Source organism: Paucibacter hankyongi (assembly GCF_037482915.1).
GTDB classification, from domain to species: Bacteria; Pseudomonadota; Gammaproteobacteria; order Burkholderiales; family Burkholderiaceae_C; genus Paucibacter_A; species Paucibacter_A hankyongi.
Genome location: NZ_JBBHJX010000017.1, coordinates 72,884 through 86,352, shown reverse-complemented (window position 1 = coordinate 86,352; position 13,469 = coordinate 72,884). Strand labels below are relative to the sequence as shown.

The window sequence follows — 13,469 nt, the reverse complement described above, 5'->3', positions numbered from 1 at the left end:
GGGCCATCGGGCCAGGCCTCCAATGTGCTTTAAGGTGGATTTGTCTGTAAGTGCCAGTTTGTGATTTCTAATGGAGCCACTTTGCAAACCATTTAAGCTGATGAATCCGACCAACCTGGCTGACTGGCTGCTGCAACGCTTGCATGGCGAGGCAGCGATGAACCGGCAATTGCACGATTTGCTACTGCAAGCGGTGTTGCAAGGGCAACTTGCCGCAGGGAGCAAATTGCCTTCCTCGCGCTGGCTTGCTCAAGAACTGGGCGTAGCCCGCAACACGGTGATCGACGCTTACGAAAATTTGCTTGCTCAAGGGTGTCTGATTACCCGCGCGGGCAGTGGCACCTATGTGGCCGAATTCGAGCGAGACGCGCTACAAGGCATGGGCCGCACCGTCGCGGCGAGGGTTCAGGCGGCACCGACGCTGTCCAAGCGCGGTCAGGCTTTGTTTGCGCATGCGGGTGTGGCCGCTCGCCAATGGGGGGCCTTCATGCCCGGGGTACCAGATGTCACCGAGTTTCCAGTGCGGACCTGGCTACGTTTACACAACCGACGCTGGCATGAGGCGCGGCCAGAGCGCCTCAGCTACGCCCCAGGCGGCGGCTTGCCCGAACTGCGAGAGGCCTTGGCCGAACATCTGCGGGTGGCCCGTTCGGTGCAATGCACGGCCGAGCAGATCATCATCACCAGCGGTAGTCATCAGGCGGTAGATCTGGCGGCTCGCTTGTTGACCGACCCGGGGGACACGGTGTGGCTCGAAGAGCCTTGCTATTGGGGCCTGCGCAGCACCTTGCAATCGTTGAGCCTGCGTGTACAGGCTCAGCCCGTCGATGCAGAGGGCTTGCGTTGGCCAGCCAAGCTCAAGGGCGCAGCACCGCGCTTGCTGCTGGCCACGCCCTCGCACCAGTATCCGCTGGGCATGGTGATGAGCCTCTCCCGGCGCCAGCAGTTGCTGGAGCATTGCCGGAAGCATGGCAGCTGGATCGTGGAGGACGACTACGACAGCGAGTTCCGTTTTGGGACTCGCCCGATTGCCTGCTTGCAGGGGCTGGACGGGGGCGATCGGGTCCTCTATGTAGGCAGCTTCAGCAAGACCTTGTTTCCGGGCCTGCGCCTGGGCTATTTGGTCGTGCCCAAGGTCCTGGCTGCGCCCTTCGCCAAAGCCTCCGCCGAGCTCTACCGCGAGGGCCAGTTACAGCAGCAAGCGACCTTGGCCGACTTCATTCGCGAAGGCCATTTGGGCAACCATGTGCGGCGTATGCGAGTGCTGTATGGCAAGCGTCGTGAGTGTCTTTTGGAGGCCGTGCAAGCAAGTTTTGGCGACCAGTTGCCGGTGCTGGGCGACAACGCGGGCCTGCACTTGGTACTGCAGTTGCCCAAAGGTACGGACGATCGTCGCATTGAAGCGAACGCGGCTGCCGCCGGCATCGCGGTGCGCGCGCTCAGCAACTATTACAGCAGCCGGACATCAGCAAGCGCCGGTCTTCTGTTGGGTTATGCCTGCGTGCCCGAGGCTCAGATTAGGCCAGCCTTTCGAGTCTTGGCCGAAGTCTTGCGCAAAGAGTTGCCCTAAGTCTGGAGGAAACAAGTCTTCGGAGCAACAGAGCAAACGAGACCTCTTAGCGGCAAGGCGCGACAGGCCTCCGAAGCTCAGGTGCGTTGCCCTGACGGTCGTTCATGCTGCCGATCCAGAAGTGGCCTTGCCGGTCGCAACGACCTTCGTTAAAGCGCATGGCCTCGCCATGGGGCGCCGCGGCGACCAAGCTGGCGCAGTGGAGGCCGTCTTCATGCAGCAGCAGGGCAATGCATCCGACGTCTTGATTCAATTGCCAATAACGCGCTTTTTGCGCGGAGCCGTCATGGCGCCAGACTTGCCCGGCGAGGGTGCCCACCCAGTAGAAAGCGGCCTCCTTGGGCCAGCACAAAGGGCTTTCGGCCAACTGGGCGCGGCCCGCCCAGAACACATCGAACTTCATGGCTCGCGTGCAAAAGGCCCCAAGCCCAGAAAGCTGCCGCCTTGCAGCCGGGCCATGGGGGTGTCGGGTGGCGGGCACAGGTCTTGCACGGCTGCGCGCCATGCTTCGGCGTTGTCCTGCGGCGTGTAGCCCAGCTGTGCCCAACCGGTATCGCTCCACCAGCGGGCAGAGTTGGCCGACACGCCGTACACGGTCATGCACTCGGTGTGAGGGGCGAGCAGGGCGGCGCGCACCAGCCGCCACAGATCACCATGGCTGAGCCAGGTGGAGAGCGCGCGCCGATCTTCGGGCTGAGCGGCCACCGAGCCCAGGCGCAGGCACACGCTTTCGATGCCATACCGGTCCCAGTACAGCTGCGCCATGGCCTCGCCGAACAGCTTGCTGACGCCGTAGTAGCCGTCGGGCCGCACACGGCTGTCTGGCCCCACCGGCTCGCCCTGGGGTGCGCAACCGGTGGTGTGGTTAGAACTGGCGAACACGATGCGACGGGTGCCTGCCAGGCGTGCCGCTTCGTACAGATGGAAGACGCCCCGGATATTGGCGTCGCAAATGCCTTCGAATGGACCCTCCATCGCCACGCCGCCGAGGTGCAGCACCGCGGACACTTCTTGCAGCAGCGCCTCGGTGGCCGCGCGATCGGCGAGGTCACAGCATTGCAAGTTCGGCATGGTGGCGTCGACGCGCAGATCGCTCAGGCGCAAGGTGGTGTACGGCTGACCGGGCCCACACAGCTGCGTTAGCGGCTCACGTAAGACGCGACCTAGCGTGCCTGCGGCGCCGGTCAGTAGAAGCTGGCCGCGTGCGTTTGTTGAAGACATCAGGGTCAGTACCGTTTCGAAACATTGAACTTGCAAAATAGAATAACGAAACACTGTTTCAAAAAACTAGGTGATTGCATGGGGGTAAGCAAGCAAGACGATTGCGTGAACCGCGCTCAACATGTCGCCCTGGTGGGCGAGTGCATGCTGGAACTGCAGGGCGAGCCTCTGGGCATGCTCATGCAACGCTATGGCGGCGACACCTTCAACACGGCGGTCTATCTGGCCCGCTGTGTTGCCTCCAGGGGCCTGAGCTGCCACTACGCCACTGCCGTGGGCGACGATGGCCTCAGCGCCAAGCTGCTGCAGCGTTGGGCAGAGGATGGCTTGGCTCTTGACCTGGTGTTGAAAATCCCAGGGCGTCTGCCGGGGCAGTACCTGATTGAGGTCGATGAGCGAGGTGAGCGCAGCTTCAGCTACTGGCGTGATCACAGCGCGGCCAAGGCCTACTTTGATGGCGATCTCACGCCGCTGGAGCAGGGCCTGACGCGCTGGGATGCGCTCTACCTCAGCGGCATCAGCCTGGCCATCCTGCCGCCGGCCGGGCGCGAGCGCCTGTTCATCTTGATGCAGGCCTTGCGCGAGCGCGGCGCGACGGTGGTCTTCGACAACAACTACCGGCCGCGCCTGTGGCCCGATGCGGCCCAAGCGCGGGCCGCCTTCAGCCGTGCGTTCGAGTTGTCCAGCATCGCACTGGTCACGGCCGATGATCACCAAGCCCTGTTCGGCCTGCCGAGCCTGGAGGCAGCTGTGAAATCCGCGCAAGCGCTGCCAAGCCCCGAGCTGATCATCAAGCGCGGCGCAGGCGCCACCTTGGTTCGCAGCAGTGGGGATGCCGTTTGGCAGCAAGCGCCTACCGAGCCCGTGGACCAGGTGGTGGACACCACGGCCGCGGGTGACTCTTTTGCCGCCGGCTACCTCAGTCGGCGCTTGCTGGGGGCCTCGGCGGTGGAGGCTGCGCGCTTTGGCAACCGCTTGGCCGCGCGCGTGATTCAGCACCGTGGTGCGGTGATTCCCGTCGCGGCGATGATCGATCTGATGAACGAGACGTCCGCATGAGATTTGCGCCTTGGATGCGTGCCAGCCTGTTGGGCCTGGGCCTGATATTGGCCGCTGAGGGGCGGGCCGCCGTCATCGGGGTCAATGTGCCGGCGGCATCGCTGACCGTGGCTCGCGTCGAGATGCTGCCGCTGGAGCAGCGTAGGCCCTGGCTGGCCTACCTGGCTCGCTCGCAGCAGCAGCGCGAGGCCGATCGCGCCTCACTGGTAGCCGAGCGCGCTGCATTGCCGCCCGGCAGCCCCGTGCCGGCGGCGCCCGAAGGCGGCCATGCCGACAAAAGCATGCCGCTGAACCATGCTCCCGCCTGGTACGCCAGCGCCGCAGCGCGCCGAGTGGCCGACAACATCCTGAGCTTCCAGACCCCGGCAGGCGGCTGGGGCAAGAACCAGCCGCGCGACCGTCCGCCGCGCCAACCGGGTCAGGACTATGTGGCGGACAACAATTCGCCGCGCGCCGTGGCCGGTGATTTCGATTTGGCTGAGAACCCGCGCTGGAGCTATGTGGGCACCATCGACAACGATGCCACCATCACCGAAATCCGCTTCTTAGCCAAGGTGGCCGCGCAACTGACCGAGTCAGACGCCGTCGTCTATCGCGCCAGCGCACTCAAAGGCTTGGCCTATCTGTTGGCGGCGCAGTTCCCGAATGGTGGCTGGCCGCAGGTCTGGCCGTTGCAAGGCGGTTATCACGATGCTGTGACGCTGAACGACAACGCCGTGGTGGAAGTGGCCGAGTTGCTGGGCGAAGTGGGGCAGGGTGCCACCGAGTGGGGCTTTGTGCCTGTCGAGCTGCGCAAGCAGGCGCTGGCCGCCGAGCAGCGCGCCATCGCCCTCTTGCTGGTCTCGCAAGTCAGCATCGATGGGCGCAAGCGAATTTGGGCGCAGCAATATGACGCGCTGAGCCTGGCACCGGTGGCTGCGCGCAATTTCGAACCCGCATCGCTGTGCACCGGCGAAAGCGTGGATGTGCTGCTCTACCTGATGCGTCAAACCGAGCCATCCGCTGAGATGAAGCGGGCGGTGGAGGCGGGCATCGCTTCCTTGCGAGAGCTGGCGCTGGCCGATGTGCAGTGGACTCGGCTGGACGAGGCCCGGGGGCGCCATCTGATCGCCAAACCCGGTGCGGGCCCGCTGTGGGCGCGCTACTATGAAGCGGGCAGCCTCAAGCCGGTGTTCGGCGACCGCGACAAAACGCTGCACGACAACGTCAACGAGATCAGCCTCGAGCGGCGCAATGGCTATGCATGGTTCGGCATCTGGCCTTTGAAGGCGCTGGCCGCTTACGAATCGTGGTCACGCCGCTGGCTCAAGCCTGAGGGGGCTGCCCGGCACTAAGCGTGAGCCTTGGCGCTCGCCACATCGTCCAGATCGTCCAGCTGTTGATGCAGGCAATGCTTGCTTCCAACAAGCTGCCGCCGATGGAGCCCACCAGCAAATTGTTGGTCAGCCACAGCAAGGTGCCCAGCAGCATCAGCAAGCGCATGCGCAGGCCCTGGAGGAAGAACAGTGCCGTCGTGCCAATGCAGGAGGCCACGATCGGTAGCAACGATTGCCAACCTGTCTGCAAGTGAAGCCCCAGGCCCAAGCTGAGTGCGATGAAGAAGGCCGCCACCCAAGGTGAGCGGCTGCGCAGCGAGGCCACCGAGCGGCCCAGCGACACCAAGCTGCTGGCCGCCGCAGTGGGCTGGGCGAGCAGCCAGAAGTGGCCGACATAGGCCAGACACTCCAGCGCCATCAACTGTTTGAAGCGCCGGTCATCGCGCTGCGCGAAACAGGCCATGCCGAAGACAAAAGCCACGTATCCCAAGCCCTGCGCGGGACTCAGGGCATCGCTGCTCAGCAGAATCACGGCGAGTTGCTGAGCGCAGGGCCCAATTCGGGGTGCAGCTTCAGCAAGGCGTGCAACACCTGCTCGGCGAACAGGGCGGCCCCTGCGTTGCCCAAATGCGTCCGGTCGAATTGCGGTGCTGCCAGGGCCAAGGTGTCAGCGCCTGCAGGGCCTAGGGCCTGTACGGTGGCGGCGCTGAGAGCGTTCAGGTCGACCACCGGAACCTCAAGTTCTGCGGCCACACGCAAGGTAACTTCAGCCCAGGGGCGTAAATCGTTTTGCAGTGTTCCCTGAGAAAAATTGCGCCGGGTCAGCGGCGTGATCAGGACCGGGTGCGCACCCACGGCTCGCAGTTCCTCCACATAGGCGGCCAGGTTGGGGCCAAACTCGGTGGCCAGGTCGGTCGAGCGACCCGGCTTGCCGGGCATGTCGTTGTGGCCGAACTGGATCAAAACCAGATTGCGATGCCCACCTTCGCGCAAGAGCGTCAGCACGCTGGACCATAAGCCCTCGGCACGGAAACTCTTGCTGCTGCGACCACCGCGCGCCAGATTGAGGCAGGCGAGCTTGTCCAAGCTTTGGCAGAGCGCATTGCCGTAGCCGCTGCGCGGCGCCATGGTGGAGTCGCCCACCAAGATGAGGCGCAGCCCCAGCGTCTGCGCGTGGGCAGTGAATGCCACGCTGCAGAGCAGGGCTGCGGACAGAGCCAGCCTGCCGATCACGCGACTCAGAACTTGTAGCGCAAACCGATCAGGAATTCGCGCCCAGTCACGTTGTTGACCACCACGCTGTCGCGAGCCCGGCTGATGAACTGGTCATTCGCCTGATTGGTCAGGTTCGTGCCTTCAAGCGTCAGGTCCAGATTCGGCGTGGCCTTGTAGGAAACCGAGAAGTCCACGTTGAAGGTTTTGTTCTTGCCTTCCACATCGTTGTTGTTCTGTCCCGGCACGCGGGTCAGATAGGACTCTCGTGCCGATCCTGACAGCCGGGCACTGAACTTACCGTCGTCGTAGTACAGCGTGGCGTTGTAGGACTTGGGGGACAGATTGATCAGGTCATCGGTGATGGTGGTGTTGCTGGTGGGCGAGACCACATACTGGATCTGTGACTTCACATAGGTGTAGTTCAACAGCGCGCCGAAATTCTTGCCCCAGCCGGGCAGGAAGCTGAAGGGCTGCTGCAGATTCAACTCGAAGCCGCTGAGTTTGCCGCCATCGGTGTTGATGGGGGCCGTCACAGCAAAGACCTCTTCACCCGTCATGCCTGAGGGCAGCAGGCTCATTGGCAAGCCGGTCTGGTTGTAGGGAATATTGGACTTGATGGTCTGGATATAAGTCTTGATGTTCTTCTGGAACAAGCCAAGGCCTACGAAACCATTCTTCTCGTGGTACCACTCCAGGCTGGTATCGAAGGTGTCGGCGCGGAAAGGCTTGAGCAAGGGATTTCCGCCGGTATAGGTCAAGGTGCCAGTGGTGCTGAGGGTGCCACCTGGGCTTAAATTGCTCAGCTGCGGACGCGACATCACCTTGGCCACAGCGCCACGCAGCACCACATCTCGGCTCAAGTTGGCGGCCACATTGAAGGCCGGCAGCCAGTCGTCGTAGCTGTTCTCGGCGCTCACTTGGGTGGCCCCGCCGGTGGCAAGATAGCCGTCGGAGACCATCTTGGTTTTCACATAGCGAACGCCCAAGTTGCCGCGCAGCAGAATGCCGGCAAGATCCGTGCTGAAGTCGGCCATGAAGAACCCGCCGGTGTCGGTCTCTTTGACCGAACGGTTGTTGCCGCGCGCATTGCCGTTGGTGATGGAGGTGAGGGTGTAATCCCCTGGGCCGCCGGCCGCGCCGGTTTTCAGGCAGTTGCAGTAAATGTCATAGGCAGTCGCAATTGCATTCAGGTCTGGGAGAACCCAAGAGGTGAGTGTGCCGGACGGCAAGCTCTGACCCTTGCCGAAACCATTCAAGGTGGTGACCAAGCTGGACTGGCTAACGCCGGCCGGTAAAACGTTCATGGTCTCGCCGCTTCGGCGCGACTCAAAGGTCTCGAATTTGAAAGTCTTGTAGTCAATGCCGCCCTTCAAGGTCAGCTTGTTGGGGATGACTTCCCACGCCAAGTCCAGGTGAGCCAGATCATTGGTATTGGTGGTGCCGTTCGGTCGGATGCGCACTTCGCTGGGCGTGAAGTTGCTGATGCTGGCCGAACCGACCGGCACACCCAGGATGGCCAAACCGCCGCTGGTGGCGTTTGGATTCAGGGTGCCGTAGTTGATGCTGGGCAGGCGATCGTTGGCGCGAAAGTCGATTTCATAACCATTGACATTGGCGGCATCCAGGGTGGTCGTGGTTTGAATCGGGTTGTCGAATTTGGAGGTGGCGCGGCCCAGCATCGCCGTCAGCTTGATGAAGTCACCGAACTCCTGTTCGAGGGTGATCGTGGGCTGAGTGAAGGTCGTGGACAGGCGGTCAAAACGCGATTCGGTGCGGATGTCCACACCGTTGTATTTGCCGTAGAGCAAGGCGCCATTGGGTGCGTATTCGGCGGCCAGCACGCTGGTTTGTGGCTTGCCGCCTTGCGACAAGGAGCGGCTGAAGGAAATGGCTTCCAGGAAGTCTTCCTGGCGTGTCGCCTTGAGTTTGGAATACAACATGTCGCCCGTGATCAAGGTGCCGTCGGCGGGCTTGAGCTGGACGGAGGCGGTCAAGCCCAGGCGTTCTTGATCATGGGTTAGGCGGCCATAGCGCGGCAGCCGGGGATGGAAGTTTACGGCCTTGCTCGCGTCCTGGTAGGCGAGTTGGTTGGCCGGCGTGTTGGCCAAACGCGGGATGCCGTTGGCGACCGGGCCGCAGTTGTTCGCGGTGGAGCCTGCCGGCAAGGTCGTCCCGGTGGCAATGGTTGCACCTTGTGGGGGGCACCAGCCGCCGGAGGATGGCCCGTTGTCCCAGCGCACGGTGCTGAAGCCTTCTTCGAGCACTTGGCGTTTGGAATAGGCCCCAGAAAACAAGATGCCAATTTTTCTGTCGGCAAAGGTATCTGCAATCAGGAAGGCTGCTTTCGGCGTGGTTTTGCCCGACAAGTCGTTGTACATGCCCTTCAAAGACACGGCGGTTGTCAGGCCGCTTTTGAGGTCAAAGGGCCGGGTGGTTTGCAGATCGACCGTCGCGCCCAGCGAGCCTTCGTCGACATCGGCCGAGGAGCTCTTGCGCACCGTCAGCGAATTGAACAGATCAGCCGCGAAGACGTTGAAGTCAAAGCCGCGCGAGCGATTGTTGCCGCCCGAGGAGTCGGTGCCGCCAGTGGTGGCGAGCGCCTCGACGCCGTTGATGCGCACGCGGGTGAAATCCTGACCCAGGCCGCGCACCGTGATGGAGCGGCCTTCGCCGGCATCGCGGTCGATCACCACGCCGGGCACGCGCTGCAGCGATTCGGCCAGATTGGTGTCGGGGAACTTGCCCATGTCCTCGGCCTTGATGACATCGACGATGCCTTTGTCATCGCGCTTGGCGCGCAAGGCGCTTTCCAGCGAAGCGCGCAAGCCTGTCACGACCACAGCGTCGAGTTGCTTCTTGTCGTCGGACGCCGGACTTTGTTGCGCTTCGGCCGACATGCTGGCCAGCAGCCCGAGAGCGCTGGTGGCGAGCAGGCAACGGCTCAGTCTGGAAAGGCGGGGATGGTGGTGGCGGTTCTGCATAAGACTGTCTCCGATTGTTTTGCAAGTCGTTCCCTTGCCAGGCTTCTGGGTCCGTGGCTCTGTTGGGTTGACCATTGAGAGGGCGCGCGCAGGGCGCCTGTTTTGATTCGGAGAGCTGCTGCAGTGCCGCCCGCCGCTGTGTAGCTTGGAGGGCTAGAGGTAGTCCTCGCGGCGGGGGGTGAATTGATCCAGCAAGGTGCTGCCGGCTTCGAGGGCAACGACGCCATGCTGATGCAGGCGCGGAGCGATGAAGGCGTCACCGACGTGCAGCACACGCTTTTGGCCGGCGACCTCGGCGGCAAAAGAGCCGCTGATCACATAGGCGATCTGGTCGTGTTCATCATGGGCGTGCGGCGTGCCGACGGCGCCCTGGTCAAACTGCACCAGCACCGACATCAGACCCGGCGTGTGGCCCACGATCTTGCGGCGGATGCCGTCGCCCAGCTCTTCCCAAGGCGTGCTGGCGGCGTCGAAAAACGGATTCATGCGAGGTCTCCTGATGCTTCGATTTCGGCTCACTATAGCGTCCAAACAAAAAAATGAAACATCGGTTCACTAAATAGAAACCATAATTCCGGGAAAGTCACTAGCCCACTAAGCTTGCGTCCAATCACCCCGTCCTGCCGCTTTGACAGGACAGCCCGGAACCCTGCCAGAGCAAGGAAAAGCACGATGGAAATCCGCCAACCCATTCACAGTGAGCACGCCCGCACGCTGGATACCGAAGGCCTGCGCCGCCACTTTCTGGTGGAAGACTTGTTCAAACCCGACGCGGCCACGCTGACCTACAGCCAGATCGACCGCATCATCGTCGGCGGCATCATGCCGGTCGCCCAAGCGGTGAGCTTTTCTCCGGAATTGGGCCGCCATACCGGCACCGATTTCTTCCTGCAGCGCCGTGAACTGGGTCTCATCAATATCGGTGGCGCCGCACGCGTCACGGTGGATGGCCAAGTTTTTGAGATCGGCCCGCGCGAGGCGCTTTATGTGGGGCAGGGTGCCCAGCAGCTGAAGTTTGAGAGTGTGGACGCCGCCGCCCCTGCGAAGCTGTACTTCAACTGCGCGCCGGCGCACACCGCCTATCCGCACCGCAAGGTGACCTTGGCCGAGGCCTCGCCCGAGACCCTGGGCGCCGCAGAAACCAGCAACCGCCGCACCATCTACAAATTCTTGGTGCCCGATGTGTTGCCCACCTGCCAGTTGCTGATGGGCATGACCCAGCTCGAGCCCGGCAGCCTGTGGAACACCATGCCTTGCCACACGCATGACCGGCGCATGGAGGTGTACTTCTACTTCGACATGAGCGAGAACGCCGCCGTCTTCCACATGATGGGCGAGCCGACGCAGACGCGCCATCTGGTGGTGCGCAATGAGCAGGCGGTCATCAACCCGAGTTGGAGCATTCACTCGGGCGTGGGCACCCAGGCTTACACCTTCATCTGGGGCATGGTGGGTGAGAACCAGGTCTTCAAGGACATGGACCATATCCCGATGACTGCCTTGCGTTGAGCGGAGCCCCCACATGATCCTCGACAACTTTCAGCTGCATGGCCGTGTGGCCATCGTCACCGGTTGCAACACCGGTTTGGGCCAGGGCATGGCTTGTGCGCTCGCGCAGGCAGGCGCCGACATCGTGGGCGTGAACGTCTCAGAGCCGGACGAGACCCGTGCTCAGGTCGAAGCGCTGGGCCGCCGCTTCATGGACCTGCGCGCCAATCTGTCCGACATCACCTGCCTGGAAGGCTTGGTGGAGCAGGCCAAGAGCCTCAGCGGCCGGGTGGACATCTTGGTCAACAACGCCGGCATCATTCGCCGGGAAGATGCCATCAAGTTCAGTGAGAAGGATTGGGACGATGTCATCGACCTGAACCTGAAGACGGTGTTCTTCTTTTCGCAGGCGGTGGCCCGCCAATACCTGGCCCAGGGCGGCGGCGGCAAGATCATCAATGTGGCGTCGATGCTGTCCTACCAAGGCGGCGTGCGCGTGCCGTCCTACACCGCCAGCAAGAGCGGCGTTGTTGGCATCACCCGCTTGATGGCCAATGAATGGGCTGCTCACCGCATCAATGTGAACGCCATCGCCCCCGGCTATATGGCCACCAACAACACCGCAGCCTTGCGCGCCGATGAGGGCCGCAATGCTTCCATCTTGGAGCGCATCCCGGCCGGCCGCTGGGGTGTGCCCGATGATCTGGCCGGGCCGGTGGTGTTTCTGGCCTCGCAAGCGTCGGACTACGTCAATGGCTACACCGTGGCCGTTGATGGGGGCTGGTTGGCCCGCTGACTCTCATCCCTTCCATGGAGCGACCCGGGCCGTCAGATGTCTGGGCGCTCCGATACCGCCGGAGACACGGTGCATGTATGAAAACAAACGGCTGGGCTTCTTGTTCGTCCTGCCTTTCGTGCTGGGCGTGCTGCTGTTCAAGCTCTTTCCTTTTGTGGCGAGCTTCGCCCTCAGCTTCAGCCAATACGACTTGATCGACCCGCCGGAGTACGTGGGTCTGGCCAACTACCAGGAGCTGGCCACCGGCGACCCGCTGTTCCGCAAATCGCTGGGCGTGACGCTGCTGTTCGCGGCGCTGGCCGTGCCGCTGCGTGTGGGCTTCGCGCTGTTCATCGCCCATGTGCTGAACTTCAAGATGCGCGGCATCAACTTCTTCCGCTCGGCTTTTTACCTGCCGTCCATCTTGGGCGGCTCGATCGCGGTGGCGGTGCTGTGGCGCTTCATCTTTTCCAAGAACGGGCTGGTGAACCTGCTGCTTTCGCAGTTAGGCATCGAACCCATCGCCTGGCTGGCCGATGAGCATTACTCCATGTGGACCATCGTGCTGCTCTTCACCTGGCAGTTCGGCTCGGCCATGGTGATCTTTCTGGCGGCGCTGCAAAACGTCTCGGTGTCTCTGTACGAAGCCGCCGAATGCGATGGCGCCAGCAAGTTCCAGCAGTTCTGGCGCATCACCGTGCCGCTGATCACGCCGGTTATTTTCTTCAACCTCATCATGCAGATGGTGCACGCCTTCCAGGAGTTCAACGGGCCTTATCTGATCACCGAGGGCGGCCCCTTGAGCTCCACCTATGTGCTGGCGCTCTACATCTACGACCAGAGCTTCCGCTTCTTCAATCTGGGCTATGGCGCGGCGCTGTCTTGGGTCTTGTTCGCCCTGGTCGGCGGCCTGAGTGCCTTCTCCTTCTGGAGTTCCAAGTACTGGGTCTTCTACTCCGGTGAGAAGGACCGCAAATGAGTCACGGCACAGACACCCTGGTGCTGAACCGCGAGCGCGGCCACCCTTGGCTGCGCTATCTGGCGCTGGGCTTGGTGGCCTTGGTGATGCTTTACCCGCTGCTCTGGTTGGTGGGCGCCTCTTTCAAGAGCAATGGCGAGATCTTCACCGAGATCGGCTTCTGGCCCAGTCGCTTCGACTTTGGCGCCTATGCCAAGGGTTGGAAGACCAGCACCGAGTACACCTTCGCCACTTACTTTCTCAACAGCTTTTTGATCACCATTCCGCGCATCATCGTCACGGTGATCTCTTGCGTACTGGTGGCCTATGCCTTCGCGCGCTTTGAGTTCTGGGGCAAGAAGCTGCTGTTCTCCGTCATGGTGGGCACCATGATGCTGCCGCTGATCGTGCTGCGCTTGCCTCAGTACCTGATGTTCCGAGAGCTGGGTTGGCTGGACAGCTATTTGCCCCTGATCGTGCCCTCGGCCTTCGCCACTGACACCTTCTTCGTCTTCATGTTGGTGCAGTTTCTGCGCGGCATCCCGCGCGATATGGAAGAGGCCGCGCAGATCGACGGTTGCAACGCGCTGCAATTGCTCTGGCACATCATCGTGCCCCTGCTCAAGCCGGCCATCATCTCGGTGATCGTGTTTCAGTTCATCTGGACCATGAATGACTTCATGGGGCCGCTGATCTATCTGGCCTCGGTGGAGAAGTACCCGGTTTCCTTGGCGCTCAAGATGAGCATCGGCGCCACCGAGGAAGTCGAGTGGGCCAATGTGATTGCGATTTCGGTGGTGGCGCTGATCCCCTCAGTCACCGTGTTCTTCATGGCGCAAAAGCACTTCATTGAAGGCGCCTCCAGCAGTGGAATCAAAGGATAGAG

General features: G+C 62.2%; 13 protein-coding genes. 7 read left to right on the top strand and 6 right to left on the bottom strand.

The annotated features are described in order from the left end of the window. Positions 1–100: 100 nt before the first annotated feature. Entirely contained in the window at positions 101–1,570 is a 1,470-nt protein-coding gene (gene pdxR / locus WG899_RS19280; RefSeq protein ID WP_339597287.1) for a MocR-like pyridoxine biosynthesis transcription factor PdxR, read from the top strand. Between the two features lie 46 nt (positions 1,571–1,616). On the opposite strand, the gene WG899_RS19275 is transcribed toward pdxR, so the two are convergent. Together WG899_RS19275 and WG899_RS19270 are read right to left on the bottom strand one after the other, a co-directional pair. Continuing rightward, a complete protein-coding gene (locus WG899_RS19275) occupies positions 1,617–1,973 on the bottom strand; it encodes an SMP-30/gluconolactonase/LRE family protein (RefSeq protein ID WP_339597286.1) in 357 nt (118 codons plus the stop codon). Then, a complete protein-coding gene (locus tag WG899_RS19270; RefSeq protein WP_339597285.1) occupies positions 1,970–2,791 on the bottom strand; it encodes an NAD-dependent epimerase/dehydratase family protein in 822 nt (273 codons plus the stop codon). The genes WG899_RS19275 and WG899_RS19270 overlap by 4 nt, the downstream gene beginning before the upstream one ends. Positions 2,792–2,896: 105 nt before the next feature. On the opposite strand from WG899_RS19270, the gene WG899_RS19265 reads away from it, so the two are divergent. Together WG899_RS19265 and pelA are read left to right on the top strand one after the other, a co-directional pair. Further along, the gene (locus WG899_RS19265; protein WP_339597284.1) at positions 2,897–3,850 is read left to right on the top strand and encodes a sugar kinase; all 954 of its coding nucleotides are present in this window, start codon (positions 2,897–2,899) and stop codon (positions 3,848–3,850) included. Beyond that, positions 3,847–5,184: a pectate lyase gene (pelA, locus tag WG899_RS19260; protein WP_339597283.1), complete on the top strand. Its 1,338-nt coding sequence runs from the start codon at positions 3,847–3,849 to the stop codon at positions 5,182–5,184. Before WG899_RS19265 ends, pelA begins: the two co-directional genes overlap by 4 nt. On the opposite strand, the gene WG899_RS19255 is transcribed toward pelA, so the two are convergent. The 4 genes from WG899_RS19255 to WG899_RS19240 all read right to left on the bottom strand — a co-directional run bounded on the left by WG899_RS19255 (position 5,156) and on the right by WG899_RS19240 (position 9,848). Next, positions 5,156–5,698, bottom strand: a complete 543-nt coding sequence (locus tag WG899_RS19255) for a YgjV family protein (RefSeq protein ID WP_339597282.1) — start codon at positions 5,696–5,698, stop codon at positions 5,156–5,158. The two genes, pelA and WG899_RS19255, sit on opposite strands and share 29 nt — an antisense overlap. Then, a complete protein-coding gene (locus WG899_RS19250; protein WP_339597281.1) occupies positions 5,695–6,357 on the bottom strand; it encodes a rhamnogalacturonan acetylesterase in 663 nt (220 codons plus the stop codon). The genes WG899_RS19255 and WG899_RS19250 overlap by 4 nt, the downstream gene beginning before the upstream one ends. A gap of 47 nt (positions 6,358–6,404) precedes the next feature. Then, the gene (locus WG899_RS19245) at positions 6,405–9,362 is read right to left on the bottom strand and encodes a TonB-dependent receptor (RefSeq protein WP_339597280.1); all 2,958 of its coding nucleotides are present in this window, start codon (positions 9,360–9,362) and stop codon (positions 6,405–6,407) included. A 153-nt stretch (positions 9,363–9,515) separates the two neighbouring features. Then, positions 9,516–9,848: a cupin domain-containing protein gene (locus tag WG899_RS19240; protein WP_339597279.1), complete on the bottom strand. Its 333-nt coding sequence runs from the start codon at positions 9,846–9,848 to the stop codon at positions 9,516–9,518. A gap of 186 nt (positions 9,849–10,034) precedes the next feature. On the opposite strand from WG899_RS19240, the gene kduI reads away from it, so the two are divergent. The 4 genes from kduI to WG899_RS19220 all read left to right on the top strand — a co-directional run bounded on the left by kduI (position 10,035) and on the right by WG899_RS19220 (position 13,467). After that, positions 10,035–10,871, top strand: a complete 837-nt coding sequence (kduI, locus tag WG899_RS19235; RefSeq protein WP_339597278.1) for a 5-dehydro-4-deoxy-D-glucuronate isomerase — start codon at positions 10,035–10,037, stop codon at positions 10,869–10,871. Between the two features lie 13 nt (positions 10,872–10,884). Further along, a complete protein-coding gene (gene kduD, locus WG899_RS19230) occupies positions 10,885–11,646 on the top strand; it encodes a 2-dehydro-3-deoxy-D-gluconate 5-dehydrogenase KduD (protein WP_339597277.1) in 762 nt (253 codons plus the stop codon). Between the two features lie 73 nt (positions 11,647–11,719). Continuing rightward, on the top strand, positions 11,720–12,604 hold the full coding sequence (locus WG899_RS19225; RefSeq protein ID WP_339597276.1) for a carbohydrate ABC transporter permease: 885 nt from the start codon (positions 11,720–11,722) through the stop codon (positions 12,602–12,604). After that, complete coding sequence (locus tag WG899_RS19220) at positions 12,601–13,467, top strand: carbohydrate ABC transporter permease (RefSeq protein ID WP_339597275.1); 867 nt, start codon at positions 12,601–12,603, stop codon at positions 13,465–13,467. The genes WG899_RS19225 and WG899_RS19220 overlap by 4 nt, the downstream gene beginning before the upstream one ends. The last annotated feature ends 2 nt before the right edge of the window (positions 13,468–13,469 follow it).

Bases quoted from the DNA above. Each gene is read 5' to 3' on its own strand.
- pdxR (WP_339597287.1), top strand. From the start codon at position 101: ATGAATCCGACCAACCTGGCTGACTGGCTGCTGCAACGCTTGCATGGC.
- kduD (WP_339597277.1), top strand. From the start codon at position 10,885: ATGATCCTCGACAACTTTCAGCTGCATGGCCGTGTGGCCATCGTCACC.
- WG899_RS19245 (WP_339597280.1), bottom strand. From the start codon at position 9,362: ATGCAGAACCGCCACCACCATCCCCGCCTTTCCAGACTGAGCCGTTGC.
- WG899_RS19240 (WP_339597279.1), bottom strand. From the start codon at position 9,848: ATGAATCCGTTTTTCGACGCCGCCAGCACGCCTTGGGAAGAGCTGGGC.
- kduI (WP_339597278.1), top strand. From the start codon at position 10,035: ATGGAAATCCGCCAACCCATTCACAGTGAGCACGCCCGCACGCTGGAT.
- WG899_RS19225 (WP_339597276.1), top strand. From the start codon at position 11,720: ATGTATGAAAACAAACGGCTGGGCTTCTTGTTCGTCCTGCCTTTCGTG.
- WG899_RS19220 (WP_339597275.1), top strand. From the start codon at position 12,601: ATGAGTCACGGCACAGACACCCTGGTGCTGAACCGCGAGCGCGGCCAC.
- WG899_RS19270 (WP_339597285.1), bottom strand. From the start codon at position 2,791: ATGTCTTCAACAAACGCACGCGGCCAGCTTCTACTGACCGGCGCCGCA.
- pelA (WP_339597283.1), top strand. From the start codon at position 3,847: ATGAGATTTGCGCCTTGGATGCGTGCCAGCCTGTTGGGCCTGGGCCTG.
- WG899_RS19275 (WP_339597286.1), bottom strand. From the start codon at position 1,973: ATGAAGTTCGATGTGTTCTGGGCGGGCCGCGCCCAGTTGGCCGAAAGC.